Annotated in this window: 19 protein-coding genes, 1 pseudogene and 1 riboswitch; of the genes and pseudogenes, 8 read left to right on the top strand and 12 right to left on the bottom strand. The window is 59.5% G+C overall.

What is annotated here, in order from left to right; translation table 11 throughout:
• The 12 genes from ACR0AC_RS12870 to ACR0AC_RS12815 all read right to left on the bottom strand — a co-directional run bounded on the left by ACR0AC_RS12870 (position 1) and on the right by ACR0AC_RS12815 (position 15,144).
• Complete coding sequence (locus ACR0AC_RS12870; RefSeq protein ID WP_170453800.1) at positions 1 to 1,113, bottom strand: ABC transporter ATP-binding protein; 1,113 nt, start codon at positions 1,111 to 1,113, stop codon at positions 1 to 3.
• Positions 1,114 to 1,227: 114 nt separating this feature from the next.
• Entirely contained in the window at positions 1,228 to 2,352 is a 1,125-nt protein-coding gene (locus ACR0AC_RS12865) for an extracellular solute-binding protein (protein ID WP_170523054.1), read from the bottom strand.
• A 145-nt stretch (positions 2,353 to 2,497) separates the two neighbouring features.
• Complete coding sequence (locus ACR0AC_RS12860; protein ID WP_480873880.1) at positions 2,498 to 4,462, bottom strand: beta-galactosidase; 1,965 nt, start codon at positions 4,460 to 4,462, stop codon at positions 2,498 to 2,500.
• Complete coding sequence (locus ACR0AC_RS12855; protein WP_480873877.1) at positions 4,459 to 6,105, bottom strand: amino acid ABC transporter permease; 1,647 nt, start codon at positions 6,103 to 6,105, stop codon at positions 4,459 to 4,461. The genes ACR0AC_RS12860 and ACR0AC_RS12855 overlap by 4 nt, the downstream gene beginning before the upstream one ends.
• 65 nt (positions 6,106 to 6,170) lie before the next feature.
• Positions 6,171 to 6,920 (bottom strand): basic amino acid ABC transporter substrate-binding protein, encoded by a 750-nt coding sequence (locus tag ACR0AC_RS12850; RefSeq protein WP_170522780.1) that lies wholly within the window; start codon positions 6,918 to 6,920, stop codon positions 6,171 to 6,173.
• A gap of 22 nt (positions 6,921 to 6,942) precedes the next feature.
• The gene (locus ACR0AC_RS12845; protein ID WP_480873874.1) at positions 6,943 to 7,989 is read right to left on the bottom strand and encodes a LacI family DNA-binding transcriptional regulator; all 1,047 of its coding nucleotides are present in this window, start codon (positions 7,987 to 7,989) and stop codon (positions 6,943 to 6,945) included.
• Entirely contained in the window at positions 7,989 to 8,735 is a 747-nt protein-coding gene (locus ACR0AC_RS12840; RefSeq protein WP_480873871.1) for a sugar phosphate isomerase/epimerase family protein, read from the bottom strand. The genes ACR0AC_RS12845 and ACR0AC_RS12840 overlap by 1 nt, the downstream gene beginning before the upstream one ends.
• Positions 8,736 to 8,816: 81 nt before the next feature.
• Positions 8,817 to 9,899 carry a sn-glycerol-3-phosphate ABC transporter ATP-binding protein UgpC gene (locus tag ACR0AC_RS12835; protein WP_170453807.1) on the bottom strand — a complete coding sequence of 361 codons (1,083 nt, stop codon included), beginning with the start codon at positions 9,897 to 9,899 and terminating at the stop codon, positions 8,817 to 8,819.
• A 4-nt stretch (positions 9,900 to 9,903) separates the two neighbouring features.
• A complete protein-coding gene (locus tag ACR0AC_RS12830) occupies positions 9,904 to 11,559 on the bottom strand; it encodes an alpha-glucosidase (protein WP_480873868.1) in 1,656 nt (551 codons plus the stop codon).
• A gap of 9 nt (positions 11,560 to 11,568) precedes the next feature.
• Entirely contained in the window at positions 11,569 to 12,717 is a 1,149-nt protein-coding gene (locus tag ACR0AC_RS12825) for a carbohydrate ABC transporter permease (protein ID WP_170522762.1), read from the bottom strand.
• A gap of 5 nt (positions 12,718 to 12,722) precedes the next feature.
• Positions 12,723 to 13,730 carry a carbohydrate ABC transporter permease gene (locus ACR0AC_RS12820; protein WP_170453810.1) on the bottom strand — a complete coding sequence of 336 codons (1,008 nt, stop codon included), beginning with the start codon at positions 13,728 to 13,730 and terminating at the stop codon, positions 12,723 to 12,725.
• A 55-nt stretch (positions 13,731 to 13,785) separates the two neighbouring features.
• Positions 13,786 to 15,144 carry an ABC transporter substrate-binding protein gene (locus ACR0AC_RS12815; protein ID WP_170453811.1) on the bottom strand — a complete coding sequence of 453 codons (1,359 nt, stop codon included), beginning with the start codon at positions 15,142 to 15,144 and terminating at the stop codon, positions 13,786 to 13,788.
• 220 nt (positions 15,145 to 15,364) lie between these two features.
• Here ACR0AC_RS12815 and ACR0AC_RS12810 point away from each other — a divergent pair, with 220 nt between their 5' ends.
• The 8 genes and pseudogenes from ACR0AC_RS12810 to ACR0AC_RS12775 all read left to right on the top strand — a co-directional run bounded on the left by ACR0AC_RS12810 (position 15,365) and on the right by ACR0AC_RS12775 (position 22,825).
• Complete coding sequence (locus tag ACR0AC_RS12810) at positions 15,365 to 16,393, top strand: substrate-binding domain-containing protein (RefSeq protein WP_170453812.1); 1,029 nt, start codon at positions 15,365 to 15,367, stop codon at positions 16,391 to 16,393.
• Positions 16,394 to 16,397: 4 nt separating this feature from the next.
• A pseudogene (locus tag ACR0AC_RS12805) lies at positions 16,398 to 17,699 on the top strand (GH1 family beta-glucosidase); the annotation flags it as partial.
• An 18-nt stretch (positions 17,700 to 17,717) separates the two neighbouring features.
• Entirely contained in the window at positions 17,718 to 18,725 is a 1,008-nt protein-coding gene (locus ACR0AC_RS12800) for a glucokinase (RefSeq protein ID WP_480874038.1), read from the top strand.
• A 34-nt stretch (positions 18,726 to 18,759) separates the two neighbouring features.
• Positions 18,760 to 19,686: a carbohydrate kinase family protein gene (locus ACR0AC_RS12795; RefSeq protein WP_480873863.1), complete on the top strand. Its 927-nt coding sequence runs from the start codon at positions 18,760 to 18,762 to the stop codon at positions 19,684 to 19,686.
• Between the two features lie 18 nt (positions 19,687 to 19,704).
• A complete protein-coding gene (locus ACR0AC_RS12790; RefSeq protein ID WP_170453815.1) occupies positions 19,705 to 20,370 on the top strand; it encodes a D-lyxose/D-mannose family sugar isomerase in 666 nt (221 codons plus the stop codon).
• A 59-nt stretch (positions 20,371 to 20,429) separates the two neighbouring features.
• Positions 20,430 to 20,633, top strand: a riboswitch (cobalamin riboswitch).
• A gap of 99 nt (positions 20,634 to 20,732) precedes the next feature.
• On the top strand, positions 20,733 to 21,089 hold the full coding sequence (locus ACR0AC_RS12785) for a DUF1636 family protein (RefSeq protein ID WP_480873860.1): 357 nt from the start codon (positions 20,733 to 20,735) through the stop codon (positions 21,087 to 21,089).
• Entirely contained in the window at positions 21,086 to 21,862 is a 777-nt protein-coding gene (locus ACR0AC_RS12780; protein WP_480873857.1) for an ABC transporter ATP-binding protein, read from the top strand. Before ACR0AC_RS12785 ends, ACR0AC_RS12780 begins: the two co-directional genes overlap by 4 nt.
• A 12-nt stretch (positions 21,863 to 21,874) precedes the next feature.
• Positions 21,875 to 22,825 carry an ABC transporter substrate-binding protein gene (locus tag ACR0AC_RS12775; RefSeq protein WP_480873854.1) on the top strand — a complete coding sequence of 317 codons (951 nt, stop codon included), beginning with the start codon at positions 21,875 to 21,877 and terminating at the stop codon, positions 22,823 to 22,825.
• Position 22,826 lies beyond the last annotated feature (1 nt).

Raw genomic sequence — 22,826 nt, 5'->3', positions numbered from 1 at the left:
TTACTCTGCCGCCAGTTCACCCGCAGGAACCAGAACCGCATTGCGGGCCTCGTATTCCAGCGTGATGGTCTGGCCGGTGTGATCTTCGAAGGATTGCCCCAGGTTTGGCAGAGATACCTTGATCTCTTTCCCGCCGTCGCCTTCGGTGAAGATGTTGAAGACGTTGCCCTCGAATTCTTCGTGATTGACGCGGGCGGTGACAAAGTGATCTCCGGTCGCGCCATCCGGGGCAATGGCAAAGGCTTCGGGGCGGATGAACATCATCGCGTCATCGCCCTCTTTCATCTTGCCCTGATTGGCGGACGAAATCCGCGCCACCAAATCGCCCGAGCGGTTGGTCGCGATCAGCGCCTCGTTGCCCATCACCTGTTTGATCTTGCCACGGAACACGTTGTTTTCGCCCACGAATGAGGCCGCAAAGGCCGTGTTGGGATCGTTGTAAATCGTTTTGCCATCGGCAATCTGGTCGATCACCCCGGCGCGCATGACAGCGATATTGTCCGACATGGTCAGCGCTTCACCCTGATCGTGGGTGATGTAGATGAAGGTGATGCCGACACGCTGTTGAATTTCACGCAGCTCGGTGCGCATGTGCTGGCGCAGTTTCAGGTCCAGCGCCGAAAGCGGTTCGTCCAGCAGCAACACGTCGGGTTCGGCGCACAGCGCGCGGGCAATGGCGACGCGCTGACGCTGACCGCCCGAAAGCTCGCTGGGCAGTTTGTCGCCCTGCCCCGGCAGCGCGATCATGTCCAGCAACTCGTCCGCGCGTTTGCGGCGTTGCGCGGCGCTGGCCCCCTTGATCTCCATCGAGAAGGTGATGTTCTCCCACACTTTCATCAGCGGGAACAACGCGAGGTTCTGGAAGATCAATGCGGTCGGGCGTTTGTTGGGTCCGATCCCGCGCATGTCATTGCCACCGATCAGCACCTTGCCTTCGCTGGGATCAAGAAACCCCGAAACCGCGCGCAGGATCGTTGTCTTGCCACAGCCCGAGGGGCCAAGAAACGAAAAGAAATCGCCCCCGTTGATGTTCACATTGGCATCGCGCACAGCGACGAAATCGCCGAAACGGATCCACAGGTTTTCCAGATCTACTCCGACCCCTGCACTCATTTTAGATATCTCCGTCTGGGGCACATGACTTTCGCACCCTGATAGGCCTGTCGCGCCACAAGGGCGCGCAGGGATCAGCCCCCCGCATATGCAAGGGGCCGGGGTTCGAAACGCTTAGGCGCTTTTGAACTTGTTGACGAACTCGGTGCGGGTTTCCGCATACCAGGGCGCTTCGGCAGGCCACGGGTTGAGGTTGGCCAGCGAGTCGCCCGGATAGGCTTCGGCAAAGTTCTTCTTGTAGGTGTCGCCCGAATACTGGTCGGCACCAAGAACGGGCGAGTTGTACCCGTGGCTATCAATCGCAACACCGGCCGGCTTCGCCTGATAGGCAAAATCGATGAAGGCATAGACCTGATCGATATTGGCAGCACCCGTTGGCATCGAGATACCGTCGACCCAAGCCATCGCACCTTCGACCGGTGCCTGATAGTGCACAGGCTCACCGGCCGATTTCAGGGCCAGCGGCGGGCCGTCCCAGGTCTGGCCGACCACAACGCCTTCGTTCAGTAGGCCGTTTTTCTGCGTATCCGCGTCGTTCCAGATCAGCTTGATCCGATCCTTGCGCGCCACGCACCAGTCGGTGATCTGACCCCAGACCTTGCGCATGGTGTCTTCGTCACCATAAGCGGCCCAGACCGAACCCGGCTCCATCTCGCCCGAGCGTTCCATGTAGAGACCCGCGCCCAGCATCATCGAATGTGCACGGCCCATGGTCTTGCCCGCGTTCTCTTCCGACCAGACGTCGCCATAGGACGGTGCGTCGCCTTCCGGCAGCCACAGGTCGGTGCGATAGGCGATGCCTTCGGTGCCCCAGATATGCGGCAGCCAGTGTGCGCCGCTGTCACCAAAGTTCCACGCGTCGGTGCCGATCTTGGCCATTGCCGGGTTCACCAGATCAACCGGCACCTTATTCATGTCGAACGGTTGCAGCAGTTCCAGCGGCTCCCACTGAAGCGAGCGGTTGTTGGTGGGCGACACGATGTCAAAACCCTGGCCCTTGGTGGCCTTCATCTTGTTGATAATTTCTTCGTTCGACCCGATACCGGTGTAGTTCACCTTGATGCCGGTCAGCGTCTCGAATTCCTCAATGAAGCTGGGCGGCAGGTAGTCCGACCACATCAGGATATTGATCTCACCCGACGACGCCAGCGCGCTTTTGCTGTAAAGCGGTGCGGCCAATGCAGCCGCGCCTGCGCCTTTTAGCACCGTGCGTCTGGAAAGGGATTTCCGTTCTACCATTTTGATGTCTCCCATAGTTGGACGTTTGTTTTTGTTATGTGATTGCAGGCCAGAATGTTGCGGCAGAGCTTTTTGTCCAAAAGTGACAGTTGCCAGTTTCCATGAGTCCAGTTTGCAGCCACGTCCGGTGTTTTCCGTGAGGGTGTCACGACTCGTGCCAGACAGCGATACCATAGGGCGGGATTCTCGAACTACCAATAACGTACTGGCGTGAATCGTCGAATTTAAGATCCTGTGCATCGGGGCCGAAGTTGAAGGCAAAGACCAGATCACCCCGGCAGGTGATCCACAGATCAGGCCCGCAGTCCGTTTTCCGTAGTCCGGCCCAGTCCAGAACGTCTACCAAAACAGCCATTAACAGGTCGCCGCGCGGGATCATGGCCAGATATGTCGCCCGTTCTGACCGCACAATCGCCGGGCTTCCATCCCGGTAAGCGCTTGAAAAACAGCCAAGTACCTGATCACCGGTCTCGATGACCTCGCGCCAGCCCGTGAAGGGATACGTTGTTCCATCGGGCATCCGGACGGATTCCTGTGCCAGATCGGGAAGCGATTCCACCCGCAGAACCCGGACACCCGCCAGATCGGACAACACGCCAGGCGCCAGATTTGATGGCGTGTGCATGTCCTCGGTCTTGCTGCCAGCGCGCGCGCCGATCAGCAGTTTGGCCTTGCTGGCCTGAAGCTTTTCCGCCAGTGCAGGCGAGACGATCATGGCCTGAGGAATCACGATCAGGCGATACCCGGACAGGTCGTCATCTGGCCCTATAAAATCCAGATCAACGCCCTGCGCGCGCAATCCGGCATACCATTCCCGCAGGATATGGGCGTTTGGAAAGGCGTCATCATGGGGCAGAATATCGGCGGCCCAGATTGAGGTATAATCCAGCAGGATCGCCGCCTGCGCCCTTTCCCGCTGTACCGGAGGCAACGTATCGCGCTCGACCGCCACCTGCGCCAGTTCAATTGCCGCCTGATCCGCGCTGCCATCGGAACGAAGCAGCGCGGTGTGATATTGCTCTTGCGCGAAGCGGGCCTGCCGCCAGCGAAAGAACATCACCGCCTGCGCACCATGGGCATATGCGGCCCATGTCCAAAGCCGGATCATGCCATCCGCAGGCGAGGGGTTCTTCTCGGCCCAGTCCACCGGGCCGGGCTGCTGTTCCAGCACCCACATGCGCCCCCGCCCTTGCGAGCGATAGAGGTCGCAGTGAAACCCCTGATAATCCGGCGCGCCGCTACGGAGATAGCGGTGCTTGTCCGCGTCCGACAGGGTCGATCCCAACAGGTTGCCCAGCGGGTAACTGTCAAACCCGACAATATCCAGATCCTTGGCAACGGCGTGGTGATCGAACTCGAAACTACCTGCCATGAAGTTGTGGGTGATGTCCCGGCCCGGCGCATGTTCCCTTAGAATATCCGCCTGCGCCTTGTTGAAAATTCGGACCCGATCCGAGGAATAGCGCGCAAAATCCAGCGCATGGGTCGGGTTCGGCGTCGCAACCAGCCCGTTGGGCAATTCGATCTGGTCAAAGCTGGAATAGAGCATTCCCCAGAACACCGTGCCCCATCTATCGTTCAACGCCTCAATCGAGCCGTAACGGCCCTGCAACCAGCGGCGGAACCCGTCGCGGGCGGCGTCCGAATAGCTCAGCACCGTGTCGTGGTCATTGTATTCATTGTCGATTTGCCAGGCATGAACATGCGGGTTCTGGCCGTACCGCCGCGCGTATTCGGTCGCGATACGCCGGGCTTCTTCCAAATAAACTTCGCTGGAGAAACAATAATGCCTGCGCGAACCGAACCCACGCACGCGACCGTCAGGGCCGACGGGCAGGATCTCGGGGTGCTCATCTATCAGCCATTTTGGCGGCGAGGCTGTCGGCGTCGACATCATCACACGCAGGCCCGCATCGCCCAGAATACCGATCACCTCATCCAGCCAGCCCCATTCGAACTGATCGCGTTTTGGTTCGATCAGCCCCCAGGTGAATTCAGCAATGCGCACCCAATCCAGCCCCATTTCAACCATCCGCGCCGCATCGTCACGCCATTGGGACGGGTCCCATTGTTCGGGGTAGTAGCAAACGCCAAGTTCCAACCGGCTCATCTGGTGTCCTTCGCGGTGCGGCGTTCGATCCATTTCAGGAAGCTGGCGCAGCCCAAAGTGATCACGACATACAGGATCGCCGCCGTGTTGAAGGGCGCAAAGGGCAGGAAGCTGGCGGCCTGAAACTCTCGCATCCGCTGGGTCATGTCACGCACCGACAGGATCGACAGCAGCGAGGTGTCCTTGATCATCGCGATGAATTCGTTGCCCAAGGGCGGTGTCACGATCCGCAGCGCCTGCGGTAGCACGATCAGCCGCGCGGTTTGCCAGCGGGACAGGCCCAACGAACTGCCTGCCTCTAACTGCCCTTTGGGGATGGCTTCGATCCCTGACCGGAAAATCTCGGCCATGTAGGCGGAATACCCAACCGAGATGGCGATGATCCCGCGGGTCATGTTGGTCATGTCGATACCGCCGCCTGTGGCGTCCTTCACGGCCCCGGCCAGAGGCAGACCGATGTAAAGGATGATCACCAGCATCGGGATGCCCCGGATCGTGTCCACAAAGAACTCGGCCCCGACGGCAAGCGGGTGCAGTTTGTGTTGCGCGCCGCCAATGGTCAGGGTCAGCAGTAGAAAGCCGAACACGGCAAATGCCAGCGCCGGGTTGCGGTACTTGTCGGGCAGAAAGCTGGTCTGCCACAGCACCGGATAGCCCTGCGTATGCGCCTCGACCGGCACAAACGCACCGGATACGCTGTCGACCGTTTCTATCTGCTCCAGCGCGCTGGCGGCATCGGTTGCGCTGCGGATGCGGTATTGTTGATCTCCGCCGCCATCGAATTCGCCAAACCGGATGATATCGGCCTGCGCTTGCGGCGTGCCGCGCACGATGGCGATCCGCGCCTCGGTGCTGCCGACGAGGATATAGCTCACCTTTGGCTGCATGAAGAAAAACGTCGAAATGGCCAATAAGGCCAGGCTGATCGCACCGTAGATCATCGTCGTGCGTGCTTTGGCCTTGAACGATTGCAGTCCAACCCAGATCAGCCCAAGGATGGCCGCAAATATGTAGGCAAAGATCGCCGCGCGGAATGTGATGGCGACGCCGGTGGCAAACTGCCAATGGGCCATGAACATCAGATAGAACAATGCGGCCCCGGTCAGGATTTCAAACCCCAACTGCACATACCCGCGCATCGGATTGGGCAAACGGTCCGAGACCGAACACAGCGCGATGATCACTGCGTAAGCCGCCAGCAGAACCTGTAAACCCGTCTGCACCTGCGCGACCACCTCGGGGAACAGCACCCAGGTTTGGTTGGACCGGTCAATCAGGTTCGAGGTGTTTTCGCTGAGGGCATGAAAGAACACGGATTCGGCGAAAGGCATCAGCATTTGCGGTGCGACAAGGGCCAGTATCGACAAGCCAACCGCCACCGGAAACGCTGCCAGCGCGGCGAGGCGCAACCAAAGGGGGGCTTGCGATTGGAACCGGGTGTGCCGGGCGCAGAGGTATCCAAGGATTGAGGCCGTCAGGACCAGCAGAAAGCCCACAAAGATCGGCCCCGCATTGTTGCCGATCCCCAGAATGGCCACCAGGGACCGCAGGTATTTCGACGACGTGGCGAACAGGTAAATGATAAACGGCGCGGCGGCGAGCAACACAAGGTTGCTCGGGCGGATCGAGCTGAGGCGCGACATGGGGTTCTCCGCTAAGTCAAAGCCCCGGCGATTGGGTCCGCCGGGGCTGTTCGTGTCTTATGGGATTAGTTGGTGCCCCAGTATTTCGCTTTCAGTTCGTCCAAAGTGCCGTCTTCCTGAATGGCGGCCAGCCCGGTGTTGATCGCATCCACGGTTGGGTCGCCTTCCTGAAACACGATGCCCAGCGGGTCGGATTGCAGGCCGGTGATGCCCACGGTCAGCTCTCCGGCGAACTCCTGCTCGTAAGCCGAAGCCGAGGTGCCGTCGATGATCACCCCCTGCACATCGGCGTTTTGCAGCGCCAGAATGGCGGCCGAGAAGTTGTCATACAGGCTGACGTTCTCGCGCCCGACCAGTTCTTCGGCCAGTTGCGCGTTGGTGGTACCGGTCTGCGCGGCCAGTTTCTGACCCCCGGCCTTGAAGTCATCCAGCGTCATGTCGCCATTGTCCACCTGCAGCAGGATGGCCTGGCTGACGATGATGTAGGGTTCGGAAAAATCCATGGTCTCTTCGCGTTCATCGGTGATCGACACGCCCGAGATCACCAGATCGAACTCGCCCTGCTGAAGCGCGGCAAAGATACCGTCCCAGGCGGTGTTGACGAAGTTGGGCACGCAATTGACCTTGGCGCAGATTGCATTCATCACGTCTACGTCGAAGCCCACGATCTCACCCGTTGTTTCATCCACGGTTTCCATCGGCGGATAGGTGGCATCTGTCCCGATCTTCAGCACGCGCCCCTCAAGATCAGCGGCAAAAGCTGCGGGCGCGGTCATCGCGGCAAGGGCCGCTGCGGCAAATAGATGTTTGAACATGTTCGGTTTCTCCTTTGTTGGATCAGTTGGATTGCGCCAGTTCCGGCGCGGGGGTGTCAGGTTGCCGCTCGATTAAGGTGGCCCTGATCTTTTTCTGGGTCTCGGACGGGTCGGCCCCGTCCAGGGATTTCAGCATGAACTCGCCCAGCAGACGGCTGGTTTCGCTGATCGGCAGGTAGTAGGTGCTGGGCGGCGGTACGAAATACTGGCTGAGTTGCAGATCATCGGTCGATATTACCACCACATCCCGCCCGACCTGCACGCCGGATTTGGCAGCCGAGGACAAGACGCCCAGCGTCATCGCCTCATTGGCGCAGATGATGGCTGTGGGTGGGTTTGAAAGCCGCGCAAATGTCTGGAAAGCCATTTCGCCCGACAATGCCGTGGTCGGCCCGTTGAATACAAGGTCTTCGGCAAATCCGATCTGCGCGGCGGTCAGAGCCTGCACATACCCCTCTTCCCGCTGCGACGCATAGATCAACTCGGACGGTGGATTGACCAGCGCGATCCTGCGGTGCCCCAAACGGATCAGTCGCCAGGTCGCATCAAATGCTGCCGCCTGACTGTCGAAATCAACATAGGGGTGGGGTTGGGTGGCATCGCTCATCCCATATGTCACGAAGGGAAAGTTCTGTGCTTGCAAATACGCAATGCGCGGATCGTTCCTGAGCGTACCCGAAAAGATCACCCCATCGGCCAGACCCTCTTGCACGATATTGCGCAAAGTCGTCATGGCGCCGTTCAGGTCCGAGACGCTGAATACGCTCAGTTGATAGCGTGAGCCCTGCAGGGCGCCCGATATGCCGGACAGAATACGTGTGAATTCAACACCTTCCCACTCCTCAGGCTCATGAGCCGAGACGCCAACCAGAACCGCAATGCGATAGGATTTGTTGGTGCGCAGTTTCAGGCCGTCCAGATTGACCCGGTACCCTTGTTCTTGCGCAACCTTCTGGATCGCCTCGCGCGTTTCGCGCCTGACAGATGCATCATCGCGCAAGGCGTTCGAGACGGTTCCCACCGAATAGCCCGTTTGACGGGCAATCGACTTGATCGTCGCCCGCGCCACTACGCCGCTTTCCTCAGATGTTGTTCCAGAAATCTGCGCCCGGTTTCCAGCGTGGCTTTAAGGTCGGGGCTTTCGTCATGTTCGACAAACAAATCCGCGCAGCCTGTGCGTGCAAGAGCCGCCAATAAAGGCCCCCAATCAACAACTCCCTGCCCCAGATCGCGCCAGCGATCATCGCCTTGCTCGGTCGGATCGATATCCTTGGCATGGATGGACAGGATCGAACCCGCGTGGCGCTGAACCATGTCCACAGGATCCAAACCCACCGCCACAACCCAGCCAATATCGGGCTGCCAGTAGATGTTGCCTTGCGACAGGATCAAATCCAGCGGAGTGTCACCCGCCTCGCCCTGCAGATCGAAATCATGGTTGTGATACCCCAGCCTGACACCCTGCGCGGCCAAACGGGTGGCCCACTCGGATAGCTGATGCGCCACCTTGGACCAGTCTGCACGAGATTTTGGGCGCATCTCTGGTGACAGCCAGGGCATTATTGCCACCGGGCAATCCAACAGGTTCAGAACCGCTGAGACCTCATCAAACCGGTCTTCGAACTCTTCCCAGTCAAAATGGGCAGACCGCACCCGCAGGCCCGAGCGTTGAACGATCTCTGCCATCTGGGACGGCGTCAGTTCGTGTAAGCCCGTCGTTTCGACATCCGCAAAACCGCAGGTCGCCGCCATGTCCAGCTGATCGGCCAGACCCCCGCAATGCCGGACTGTGTAAAGTTGCGCGGAAATACGCATATCCCACCATTGAAACGTTTCAAATATGGTGGAATACGAGGGGCGCGCTTGTCAAGCACCCCGCACGGCCCTTGTTTTCGGTTATTTTCGCATCGACATTCCGTTGTGGAACAAATGCACCTTGTCCGGGGCGGCGGTCACCGACGCGGTCTGGCCCCGCAGGTTTCGTTGCACGCCGGGCAGTTTGGCGATGACCGATTCTGCCCCTTCGGATTTCTCGAAATAAAGCAGTGTGACCTCGCCCAAGGCTTCGGTGAAATCGACGGTGCCGGACAGGATCGGATCGCTGTCGGTCAGGACAAAATCTTCGGGCCGAACGCCAATATTGACCTGTTTGCCTTCGTCCCCAGCCTCGGTCGGGATTGTCGAAACCGCCGTGCCACCAGAGGCCAGCGAAACAGTGGTCATCTGCCCGGTGCCCGTGATCGTGCCCGGCAACAGGTTCATCGAGGGTGAGCCGATGAACTGCGCCACAAACTCATTGTCCGGCGTTTCATAAAGCTCCAAAGGAGTTCCGACCTGCGCAATCCCTTTGTTGGCCAGAACCACGATCCGGCTGGCCAGCGTCATGGCCTCGACCTGATCGTGGGTCACATAGATCATCGTGCTGTCAGGCATCGCCTCTTTCAGACGCGCAATCTCGATCCTTGTGGCCACGCGCAGGGCGGCATCGAGGTTCGAAAGCGGTTCATCGAACAGATACACCTTCGGATCACGTACAATCGCGCGCCCGATAGCCACCCGTTGCCGCTGACCGCCTGACAGCGCTTTGGGCAAACGATCCAGAAACGGTTCGAGCTGAAGGATTTTGGCGGCACGCTCGACCGAGGCGTCGATCTCGGAGGCTGGCATCTTGGCGATCTTCAGGGCAAAGGCCATGTTCTCACGCACGGTCATATGCGGATAGAGCGCGTAGGATTGGAACACCATGGCGATGCCGCGCTGCGCAGGCGGGACTTCGTTCATGACCTGCCCTTCGATCTCTAGCGTGCCACCAGAGATCTTCTCCAACCCTGCGATCATCCGCAGCAAGGTGGATTTACCGCAGCCCGAGGGGCCGACGAAGACAATCAACTCACCCTGTTCGATGTCCAGATCGATATGTTTCAGGACATCAACAGGACCATAGGACTTGGCAACGTCCGTCAGCTTGAGTTCAGACATGGCTTTACCCCTTTTCCCTGATCATCAGGCAGAATTGTGCTTCGTTCAGTGTGACTTGCCCGGTGCCATCCACCGCGCCAAGGTCCTGACCAATTGGCCGCCAGTCACCTTCTGGCAGACGCAGATCGGCGCTGTCCGAGCCCAGATTGAAGGCGCAGAACACCTGTTCGGTTTCATCTTCACGTAGGAAAGTCAGGATCGGTCCGGTCTGCTCCATCCGCGTCTGCGTGCCCGAGGCCAACGCGGAATGCGACTGACGCAAGGCAATGGCACGGCGATAGTGGTTCAGCATCGACATCGGATCATTTTCCAACCGATCCACCGCCTGTTCAGCCTGCGCCATGCTGACCGGCAGCCATGGCTCAGCCGCGCTGAAACCGGAATGCTCATCCTGTGCGGCCCAGACCATCGGCGTCCGGCAACCGTCGCGTCCCTTGTATTCGGGCCAGAACTCGATGCCGTAAGGGTCTTGCAGTTTTTCAAAGGGCACATCCGCTTCGTGCAGACCCAGCTCTTCGCCCTGATACAGACAGGCTGAACCGCGCAGGCACATCATCAACACAGCATGTTGCCGTGCGGCAGCCTCGGTCAGGTTCCAGCGCGAGGCATGGCGGGCGACATCGTGGTTCGAAAACGCCCAGCAGGGCCAGGCGTCGCCTGCTTTCGTTTCCAACTGATCAAAGACCTGCTTGGCGTAGTCGGCCGTCAGCGCGCGCTTTTCCAAAAACTCGAACGCGTAGCACATATGCATTCGCTTATCGCCGGTGGTGTATTCGCCCATGATCTCAAGCCCGCGTTGGGCATCCCCGATCTCGCCCAGACAGGCGCGGCCTTCATATTCGTCGGTCAATGCGCGAAGACGTTCCAGAAACGCGATGTTTTCCGGCTGGCTTTTTGAGAACAGGTGATCCTGATGGTTATACGGATTCACCGCAGGCGCGATCGAGGCATTGCGCTGATCCTCGGGCAGCGCCGGATTGTCCCGAAGCGCTTTGTCGTGGAAGTAGAAGTTGATGGTATCCAGGCGGAACCCGTCAACGCCCATATCCAGCCAGAATCGCGCAACGTCCAGCAGCGCGCCCTGTACTTCAACGCAGTGAAAATTCAGGTCGGGCTGCGAGGTCAGAAAGTTGTGCAGGTAATATTGCAGACGGCGGGAATCCCATTGCCAGGCCGAGCCGCCAAAAATCGACAGCCAGTTGTTAGGTGGTGTGCCGTCCGGCTTGGGGTCGGCCCAGACAAACCAATCGGATTTCGGGTTGTCTCGGCTGGCCCGGCTTTCGCTGAACCACGGATGCTGGTCCGAGGTGTGCGACAGCACCAGATCGATCATCACCTTCAAGCCCTTGGCATGGGCCTTGGCCAGCAGGTCCTGAAAATCCGCCAGCGTGCCGAACATTGGGTCCACGTCCCGATAGTCGCTTACATCGTAACCGAAATCCTTCATCGGGGATTTGAAGAAGGGCGAAATCCAGATCGCATCCACGCCAAGCGACGCGATGTAATCCAACCGTTGGGTGATGCCTTTCAGATCCCCGATCCCGTCACCATTGCTGTCCTGAAAGCTGCGCGGATAGATCTGATAGATCACACCGCCGCGCCACCACTCGGACGTTGCTTTGGTCGATTTGGAAATGTCCACGATGTTTTGCACGTTCATCAGACGCCTCTATTTGACAGATCCGGCCAACAGGCCCCGGACCAGATATTTTTGCATTGCGAAGAACACGACCAGCGGCACGAAGATCGACACAAAGGCCGCTGTCGCAAGGATTTCCCAATTGCCGCCTCGGGTTCCCAAAAGCTCGACAATCCGGTTGGTCATTACGGTGGTCTGACCGGTTGCATCGATCAGGAAAACCTTGGCGACCAGCAGGTCGTTCCATGTCCACAGGAACTGGAAGATCGCGAATGAAGCCAGCGCCGGGAAGCTGAGCGGCAGGATCAGCTTGGTGAAGATCTGGAACTCGGTCGCGCCATCGACGCGCGCGTTTTCGATCAGATCACGTGGCAATCCGGCCATGTAGTTGCGCAGCAGGTAAATCGCCAACGGCATCCCAAAGCCCGTATGGGCCAGCCAGACACCCAGATAGCCTTTGCCGATGCCGATATTCAGGTGGAATTTCAGCAACGGGATCAAGGCCAGCTGCAGCGGCACCACCAGAAGGCCGACCACCGCCGCGATCAGCAGCGCACGGCCCGGAAAATCCATCCATGCCAGCGCATAGGCTGCAAAAGCCGCCACAAGGATCGGGATGATCGTCGCCGGGATCGTCACCGTCAGCGTATTGAAGAACGCTTTGGCCATATTGTCGTCACCGCTGTTGCTCAGCAATACGGTGCCGTAATTCTCCATCGTGAATTCCGACGGTACTTTGGCGGTGACAAAGACACGCGCGCCACGATTGCCGGTGAACGCCTCGGAGTTCTCCATTCGGTAGTTGCCCTCTGCGTCCACGGTGATTGTACCGCCCCTGCGCAGTTCGGCCACATCGCCGGGTGCGAAGGCATCGATCTCACGCGCGCTGATCCCCCATTTTGAAATCGTCGCCTGCTGCGCTTCGTCGAACAGGTTGCCCTCGATCACATACAGATCACCCTGTTGCACCTGAGTTTCGGGCGCGGCGGCGCGGATCGTCAGGTTCTGTTCCGACGGGAACATGGCGCGCCACCAGCCGCTGCTGGAAATCTGATCCGCCGTGCGGAACGAAGAAATCAACAGCCCCAGTGTCGGCACCAGCCACAGCACGACCAGAAAGATGACCGAGCCATGAACCACCCATCTGAGGGCGGGTTTGGTTCCTGCAATATCGCTCATACCCGCTACTCCATTTCCTTGCGCGCATTGCGCACGTTCCAGACAAGGATCGGGGTTACCAGCAGCATGATGACCATGGCCGAGGCCGAACCGACCCCCCAGTCATCGCCCCGGAACAGCTTGTCATACATGTAATTGGCCAGGACCTGCGTCTCCCATTGCCCGTTGGTCATGGCAAAGACGATGTCAAAGACCTTCAGCACCGTGATCGTGATCGTCGTCCAGACGACGAGAATGGTTGTCTTGATCTGCGGCACCTTGATCTTGAAGAAAATCTGAAACGGGTTGGCCCCGTCCAGAATAGCGGCCTCGATCGTTTCTTCGGGAATACCGCGCAGGGCCGCTGACAGGATCACCATCGCAAAGCCGGTTTGGATCCAGATCAGGACGATCATCAGGAAGAAACTGTTCCAGAACGGCACCGTCAGCCATGTCTGCGGCTCGGTCCCGCCAAAGAAGATATAAAGCGCGTTCAGGATGCCGATCTGGTCTTGCTCGGCTGGCCGGGCGTCATAGACCAGCTTCCAGATGACCGATGCACCGACGAAGGAAATCGCCATCGGCATGAAGATCAGCGACTTGGCAAGATTGCCCCAGCGGATGCGGTCGGTCAGTTGCGCAACCAGCAGACCAAAGGCCGTGGACATCGCAGGCACCACGATCAGCCACAGCATGTTGTTGCGCATGGCCTCCCAGAATTTTGGCTCGGCGGCCATCTGGCCGTAGTTTTCCAGCCCGACCCATCTGTACCCGCCGCCGGGCACGCGTTCCGTGAGGGACAGACGCAAGGTTTCAACCACCGGATAGGCCAGATACAGGCCAAGTGCGGCCAGCGCGGGAAACAGAAACAGCCAGGGCCGGATCATGTTTGCGCGGTTGATGTTGCGTCCCGCATTCGGCCCGCGCGGCGGGAACAGGACTTTGTCCAGAAACTGGTTCGAGAGGTAGAAGTAGCCCACGCAACCCGACACACCGATGATGATGGTCAGCAGGCCCTGAAGTGCCGGTGTCATGACGCCCTCATGTGTTTGGAAACGGGGCAGCCGGTGGGCCGCCCCATAACATCAGTTACTTCGCGGCATCCCACGAGGACTGGATTTCGCCTGTAACCGTGGCGGCATCTTTCGCACCCGACGAATAGTCGACCATGCCGGTCCAGAAGGTCCCCGCGCCGACCGCACCGGGCATCAGGTCAGAGCCGTCAAAGCGGAAGGTGGTGGCGTTTGTCAGAATCTCACCCTGTCCGCGCTGCGTGTCATTGGCGTAATTCTCGGGGTTTGCCCCCAGATGCGGGGTCAGGAACCCGTCCTGCGACATCATGATCTCATGCGCGAAGGGGGTTTTGAGGAATTCCATGAATGCCTCGGCCGCCGGGTTCGGGTTGGTGATGGTGAACAGCGTGCCCGCACCCAGAACCGGGGTGCCCAGATCCTTCTCGGCATAGGCCGGGAAGTAGAAGAAATCGGCATCCACACCCAGTTCGGTCCCTTCCGGGAAGTAGGCCGGAATGAACGAGGCCTGACGGTGCATCATGCAGGCCGGCGGGCTGTCGAACAGACCCTTGGGGCTGTCGCGGAAATCAATCGCGGCGGTGTCATCGGCATCACCCACGACGTAGTCGTCATTGCGGGTGAAGCTGCCATATTCCTCGATCGCGGCGATCACGCGCGGATCGTCGAACTTCATTTCGTTCGAAACCCACTGGTCATAAACCTCGGGCGGCTGGGTGCGCAGCATCAGATCCTCGACCCAGTCGGTCGCGGGCCAGCCAGTGGCACCACCAGACGCCAGACCAACACAAAGCGGCGTTTCGCCATCTTCGACCATCTGGTCCATCAGTGCTTTGAACTCTTCCATGGTCTGGGGCACTTCGTAACCGAAATCCTCAAAATTCTCGGGGATGTACCAGACCAGGGATTTCACGTTCACATTGAAGAAGAAGCCGTAGAACCCGTCTTCACCTTCGGCATTCTCGAATGTCCCAAGATCAACCCAGGACTGCCCGGCGGCAAAATTCTCTTTGATCCAATCCGCCGACCCTTCGGCCAGAGGTGTCAGATACCCGTTCTTTGCCATGTTGGCGGCAAGGCCGGGCTGCGGAAAGACAGTCAGGTTGGGGGCCGACCCGGCGGCAGCGTCAATCAGGATCTGCTGTTCCAGCGAATCCGACCCGACATAGCTGGCATTGGCGCCGGTTGCATCGATGAAATAGGCCACGAGGTTCTCGAAAGAATCGCCCTCACCCGCCAGCCATGGCCCGAAAATCGTCAGGTCCTGACCGGTCAGGTCATGAGCATCGGCAAAAGCCTGCAACCCATCCCAATCAAAGTTTCCATCGCCGACCGCGTGAATCATTTCACCTTCGGCATGCGCGGACCCGGCCATCAGGGCGAGCACCGCCGCGCCTGCATATAGCGAGTGTTTCATCAATAATCCTCCCAAGACAACAACGCGCTTCTGAGATTCGTTTTTCAAAGCGCTTTGGATGCGGAACTTTATCCGCTAACATTCAGCCTCTGTCAACAATCTGTTTCTGATACTGCACTATGGTTGGCAGAGTTCGAATTGACGGAATACAGGTTGACGAATGGTCGATTTGGCCACAAAACAAGTTTAACACCTCATTTGAAGGCGCTTTGAACCGCTCATGAACCTGAAACAGCTCTCGGAAGTCCTGGGTCTTTCACAGACAACCGTCAGCCGCGCGCTGAACGGCTATCCGGAGGTGAGCGAGGATACGAGGGTTCGGGTTCAGGCCGCTGCGCAGAAACATGGATACCGACCGAACAGCCGGGCCAAAGGGCTGGCGACGGGCAAATCCATGGTGATCGGGCATGTGATCCCCAGCTCATCCCAGCATGAAATGGTGAACCCGATTTTTGGGGATTTCGTCGCCGGTGCTGCAAAGAAATATGCCGAGCATGGCTATGACATGATGTTCACTAATGCCGACGACACCTCGATCGAAGAAGCTTATCGCAGCCTGTTTCAACGCGGCGCGGTAGATGGGGTCGTGCTGCAAGGTCCCAAGGTGAACGAGCATCGGATTTCAGTGCTCAGCCGCATGTCCGTGCCGTTTATCGTGCACGGACGTTCAACTGGGGTGGACATGCCTTATGACTGGATCGACGTGAACAACAAAAGTTCGTTTCAGCGCGCGACCCGGTTTTTGCTGGATCTGGGCCATCGCCGCATCGCGCTGATCAACGGGCTTGAGGATATGGATTTCGCCCATCGCCGCCGCGACGGCTATCTTGCTGCGCTGGCGCAGGCCGGGCTGGAGCTGGATCCCGATCTGATGCGCAGCGCCGAAATGACCGAAGTTTACGGCCATCACGAAACCCGCGCCATGCTGGCGCTGGACAATCCACCCACCGCAATCCTGACCTCCTCCATGATCTCGGCCATTGGTGTGCGCCGCGCTTTGGAGGAGGCCGGTTTGCAGATGGGCCGCGATGTATCCGTGATTGCCCATGACGACGACCTGTCCTACCTCAAGAACGGGCAGGACGTGCCCATTTTCACAGCCACACGCTCATCCGTACGTCAGGCAGGGGAACTGGCCGCCGACATGCTGATCGAGCGCATCAAGTCCCCGAACGATCCGACCAAAACCAAATTGCTCGAGGCGGAACTGGTCGTGGGCAGATCAACCGGCCCGGTGCCAAGCAGGTAACAAAATGAAATACACCCGCGCTGATTTCCCCAAGGATTTTCTCTTTGGTGTGGCAACTTCGGCCTATCAGATTGAAGGCCACGCGAAGGGCGGCGCTGGCCAGACCCATTGGGACACCTTCGCCGCCTCGCCCGGCAATGTCGTGCGCTGCGAAAACGGCGATCTGGCCTGCGATCACCTGAACCGGTTCCCGCAGGATTTCGATCTGGTGCGCGATGCCGGGTTTGATTGCTATCGCTTTTCAACCAGCTGGGCGCGGGTCATGCCCGAGGGGCGCGGTCAGGTCAATCAGGCCGGGCTGGACTACTACGACCGCCTGACCGATGCGCTGCTGGATCGCGGTATCCGCCCCTGCGCCACGCTTTATCATTGGGAATTGCCTTCGGCCCTGGCCGACCTCGGCGGCTGGCGCAACCGCGATATTGCCGGGTGGTTCGCCGATTTCACCGAGGTCATCATGGGCCGCATCGGCGACCGTATGCACAGCGTCGCCCCGATCAACGAGCCCTGGTGCGTGAGCTGGTTGAGCCATTTCGAAGGGCACCACGCCCCCGGCATGCGCGACATTCGTGCGGCGGCGCGCGCCATGCACCATGTTCTGCTGGCCCATGGGCGCGCCATTCAGGCCATGCGGGGGCTGGGGATGAACAATCTGGGCGCGGTGTTCAATCTGGAATGGGCCGAACCCGCCGACAGCAGCCCAACAGCGCGCGAGGCCGCCGATCTTTATGATGGGATTTACAACCGGTTCTTCCTGGGTGGCGTCTTCAAAAAAGCCTACCCGCAGAATGTGCTGGACGGGTTGGAAAAGCACTTGCCAACCGGTTGGCAGGACGATTTCGAAACGATCGGAACGCCAGTCGATTGGTGTGGGCTGAACTATTACACCCGCAAGCTGATCGCCCCGTCCGACACCGCATGGCCCAGCCTGAAAGAGATGCCCGGCCCGCTGCCAAAAACGCAGATGGGGTGGGAGATCGAGCCGACGGCCCTTTCCCGTTTTCTGACCCGCACGGCGCGGGACTACACCGGGGATCTGCCGATCTATGTCACCGAAAACGGCATGGCCAGCCCCGAGCGGCAGCAGGATGACGACCGGATAGAGTATCTGAATCAGCATCTTACGGCGGTGCAAACTGCGCTGGAACAGGGCGTTCCGGTCAAGGGCTATTTCATCTGGTCCCTGCTGGACAATTACGAATGGGCTTTTGGCTATGAAAAGCGGTTCGGGCTGGTCGATGTGGATTTCGACACGCTGGAGCGCAGACCCAAAGCCTCGTTTAATGCGCTGAAATCGGCTCTGGCTCAGGGTGAACCCGTTGCGGTGCCCCTGGCACAACCGGCAGGTGCGGTGCATGAGCATTGGACCCTGGTGGCAGATATCGGCGGCACCAACACCCGGCTTGGGGTCATCACAAACGGAGAGCTGACGGATCTGCGCAAGCATCCGACCGGTACCCTGCCCGACCTGCTGGAGGCGTTCCACAGCCTGCGCGATGACATCGGCACCGACCCTCAGGCTGTTGTCGCCGCAGGCGCGGGCCCGGTTCGCGATGGCGTCATCCAACTGACAAATGCCCATCTGGACCTGTCCGAGGCCGAGCTAGCCAAGGCCACAGGTGCGCGGCATACCTATGTGATCAACGACTTCACCGCTGCGGCATGGTCCGTGGCCGAGGCAACCGAGGCCGATGTGGCCGTACTGCAAGGCGACCCTACACCGCCAACCGGCACCCGTCTGGTCGTTGGCCCGGGAACCGGGCTGGGTGTCGGGGCGCTGTTGTATTCGGAAGGACATTACCACACAGCCTCGGGCGAAGGCGGTCATGTCGGCGTATCCCCGCGCCACCGGGACGAGGTTGATATTTTCGAAGCTGCCCGCCACATCGCGCCGGACTGTTTCTTTGGCGAGGGCCTGACGCTTGAAGCTGAAATGTTCCTGAGCGGCACGGGGCTGCCTGTCCTCTATCAATCCATCGCACTGGCCGCCGGTCACACAGATGTCCCGCACCGTCCGGCAAAGGACATTCTTCACGACGCCCGCAACGGATCGGATGCGCACGCCATTAAAACAGCCGAGATGTTCACGACCCATCTGGGCGCTCTGCTGGGTGATCTGGCCGTCACCTTGATCCCCCGGGGCGGCGTGTTCCTGGTGGGCGGCGTGGCGGAGAAGAACCGCTGGCTGTTCGGCGAGCGTTTTCTGGACGCCTTCAATCAAGGCGGTCGATTCAGCGATTTGCGGCAAGGGATGAACCTTTATATCTCGGAACAGGTCGAATTTGGCATTGTTGGCGCTAACAACTTCTGTAAAAATGCGCTCATGCGGTAAAACCGTGTGACCATTTCCAAAGAAGGACCGCGGGATGATCCTGTGTTGTGGCGAAGCCCTGATCGACATGATCGCCGAACCGACCAATTCAGGCGCGCAGGGCTATGTGCCCCATTCCGGCGGCGCAATTTTCAACACGGCCATCGCCCTTGGGCGCTTGGGCGCGCCGGTAGGGATGCTGACCGGCCTGTCCTCGGATATGTTTGGCGCACAATTGGCGGACACGCTGAAGGCAAGCCATGTGGACACCTCGCATGTGATTGTCAGCGACCGCCCGACCACTTTGGCTTTTGTGAAGCTGGTGGATGGGCATGCTTCGTACAATTTTGTTGATGAAAACACGGCCGGGCGGATGTTGCAGCCCGAGAATATGCCACAGCAATTGCTGGCGACCTCGACCCTGTATCTGGGGGGGATCAGCCTGGCTTGTGAACCCTGTGCCGATGCCTATGCCGCGCTGCTCGACCGTCATGGCGGCGACCGCGCGGTGATGCTGGACCCGAATATCCGGCCGGGATTCATCAAGGACCAGACCCGCTATCGCACCCGCCTGAATCGCATGATCGCGCAGGCCGATATCGTCAAGGTTTCGGACGAGGATCTGGATTGGATCATTCCCGGGCCGGAAACCCATGCCGAGAAGGTGCCCTTGTTGCTGAAGGCCGGGCCGTCCGTGGTGATTGTGACACGCGGCAGACAGGGGGCGACAGGCTATCTGGCGGACGGGTCCGAGACCTCGGTGGCGGTCAAACCGGTGCAGGTTATCGATACTGTGGGCGCCGGCGATACGTTCAACGCGGGCGTTTTGGCCGAACTCCACCGCGCCGGGCACCTGAGCAAAGAGGGCCTGCGCGCCTTGACACCTGATAGCCTGCGCGCGGCTTTGTCCCTGGGCGCCGATGTCGCCGCCGTCACCGTATCCCGCGCCGGGGCAAATCCGCCCTGGGCGCATGAGCTTTGATCCCACGAGGGAACCGACATGAAACGATCCGACATCAACGACATCAAGACCGAGGCGCAGGCCTTCATCAAATCCTTCGGCGCGGTCCTGCCGCCCTTCGCCGACTGGTCCCCTGATCAGATGCGCAGCGCAAAGGCCGACACGATCCGCGCCCGAGGGTTGGGCTGGGACATTACCGATTACGGTCAGGGCAAGTTTGATGAGCTGGGCCTGTTCCTGTTCACCCTGCGCAATGGCGACGTGAATGATCTGAACCAGGGTCGCGGTATGCTCTATGCCGAGAAACTGCTGATTTCGCGCGACAAACAATTGTCTCCGATGCACCGCCATATCATCAAGGCCGAGGACATCATCAACCGGGGTGGCGGTGATCTGGTGATGGAGATCTACGCCTCAGACCCCGAAGGCGGCATTGATCGCGACAATCCGGTTGTTGTGCCCAGCGATGGCTGCGACGTGACCATCACGCCCGGCGAATTGCTGCGCTTGAAACCCGGCGAAAGCGTTACCCTGATGCCCGGTATCTGGCATGCCTTCTGGGCCGAGCGTGGCGATTGTCTGATCGGTGAAGTCTCAACCGTCAATGACGACCGCACGGACAATGTGTTCGAGCAACCGATCCCCCGGTTCGCGACCATTGAAGAGGACGCAGCGCCGGAATTTTTGCTGGTTGCGGACTACTAAACACTCAGTCCGCGTCGCCAAAATCTCGGCCAGAACGCTTGACAATTAAATCCGCGACAGACTAGCTGACCAGCGATGGTTCCCGTAGCGATGCCTGCGGGATGAAAATGGGAATACGGTGCGGCCCTGCGGCCAAATCCGTGACTGCCCCCGCAACTGTAAGCGCAGAGCGACGCCAAATCACCACTGGCCTGAACAGGTCGGGAAGGTTGGCCAAGCCACGACCCGCAAGTCAGGAGACCTGCCATCACCTGTGCAACCAACCCGGGGCGGGGCGTCCTGGAAGGAGGATTTGATGGCTCAATTTTTCGCCTGCGGGCGTGGCGTCTTCTTTTCGCGCGGTTTCCGCAGCGGGGACAGCCATGTCATCCCAAGCTGACCACTTCGTCCTGATCTGTTCGACCTGTCAGGGTGAAATCGAAGCCAAGGCAGCCAAGGCCAGTTTGGACGCAACCCTACCACCGGAGTTTGCGACCCGGTTGATTGCCTGCATGGCAGGGTGCGAACGCCCCATGACCGTTGGGCTGCAAGCCGAAGGCAAGGCGCAGTATCTGTTCGGCGATATCCAAAGCCCAGCCGATCTGGACGCGATTGCCGCCTTTGCCCGTCAGTTCCGCGACAGTGACGACGGCTGGACCAGCGCAACCGACCGGCCCCCTGCCCTGCTTTACAAAACTCTGGCGCGTCTGCCGCGCCTTTCGACAGAGGGCGAGATATGAGTTTTCTGGTTGCCAAGGGGCTCGAATACTACGCCCTGAATGGGGATGTGTTGCTACAGGATGTGTCCTTCTCGTTGGATGAGGGGTCGATCCTGGCCATTGCCGGGCCGAACGGAGCGGGGAAAACCACGCTGTTGAACCTGCTTTGCGGCCTCGAACGTCTGGCCCTTGGCGATGTGACGATCAAGGGGCAAAGCCTGCGTCAATTGTCTGCCCCGGAACGGGCGCGCACCATCGCCGTTGTCGGGCAACAGGAACTGCCTGACGGCCGGCTGAAGCTGCGCGACTATGTGGCCCTTGGGCAAATCCCGATTCAGGCCGACCGGTCCGCCGAGGATCATAAGGCCGATCTTGAGCGGGTGCTTGAGATCACCGAACTGGTCCCGCTGGCCGATAAACCGATGCAACGTCTGTCCGGCGGGGAACGTCAGCGGGCGCATATCGCACGGGCTCTGGCGCAAAGGCCATCGCTGCTGTTTCTGGACGAGCCGACAAACCACCTCGACCCCGATGCCAAGGGCCACATGCTGTCGCTGGTGGCCGAACTGGGCGTTACGGTTGTGATGATCGTGCACGATCTGGTCATGATCCCCGAATTCGCCACCCATATCGCTTTGATGAAGGCAACCCGAATGACCGGCTTCGGCCTGATCCCCGAGGTTCTAACACCCGAGCGTGTGCGCGATACGTTTGGCGTTGACTACCTGTGTTTCCAGCACGAAGGGCGCGTGATCCCGGCGCTGGATATCCGAAAACGAAAGCTGTCATCTTAACAGGAGAATTTGATGATGCAGAAATTCTGGTCCGTAGTCCTTGTTTCGGGCCTCGCGAGTGGTGCGGCGGCACATGAAGTGACCGTCGACAATTGCGGAGAACCACTGGTGTTCGACGGCACGCCCGAGCGGATTGTCGTGCACGACATGAACATGACCGACATGGCCTTTGCGCTGGGTTTGCAGGACAAGATTGTCGGCCTGACCGGCATTACCGGCTGGTACAAGACCAGCCCGGATTTCGATGCAAAACGCGGTGACATCCCGGAACTGGCGCCCAAATACCCCACCGTCGAAAATCTGGTCGCGGTCGAGCCGGATATGTTCTTTGCCGGTTGGTATTACGGCATGCAGCCGGGTGGCGAAGTCACCCCCGACACGCTGGAACCCTTTGGCATCAAAACCATGGTCCTGACCGAAAGCTGCGTTCACCTGAACAAGGACCGCCCCGAAGCCAGCATGGACCTTCTGTTCGATGACGTGCTGCGTCTGGGCAAGGTGATGCATGTGGAAGACAAGGCCGAAGCGTTGGTTTCGGGCTGGAAAGACCAGCTGGCGGCCATCGAGGCGAAGACCGCCGATCTGGCGAAGCCCCGCGTCTTCCTGCTGGACGGTCCCGCCGATGCGCCCTTTACCGCCGGTAAATTCGCCATTCCCGACGCCATGATCGAGGCCGCGGGCGGCGTCAGCGTCACCCATGACATGGACACCAGCTGGGGCCGTACCTCGTGGGAGGCTGTGGCCGCCGCAAACCCCGAATTTCTGGTCCTACTGGACTATCAGACCGGAAACGGTGCCGAAGACACGTTCAAGTTCCTGCAAGAGCATCCGGCCATGTCCCTGACCGACGCCGTCAAGAACGAACGCTGGATCGGTCTGCGCTATGAAGAGCTGACCCCGGGACCGGCAAATATAGACGCCATCGAAAAGATGGTTTCGGCCATGCACCCGGAGCTCAACTAAC

It is taken from the genome of Ruegeria sp. H7, assembly GCF_056532945.1.
The sequence above is the reverse complement of the archived record's forward strand: the minus strand, read 5'-3'. Positions and strand labels throughout refer to the sequence as shown.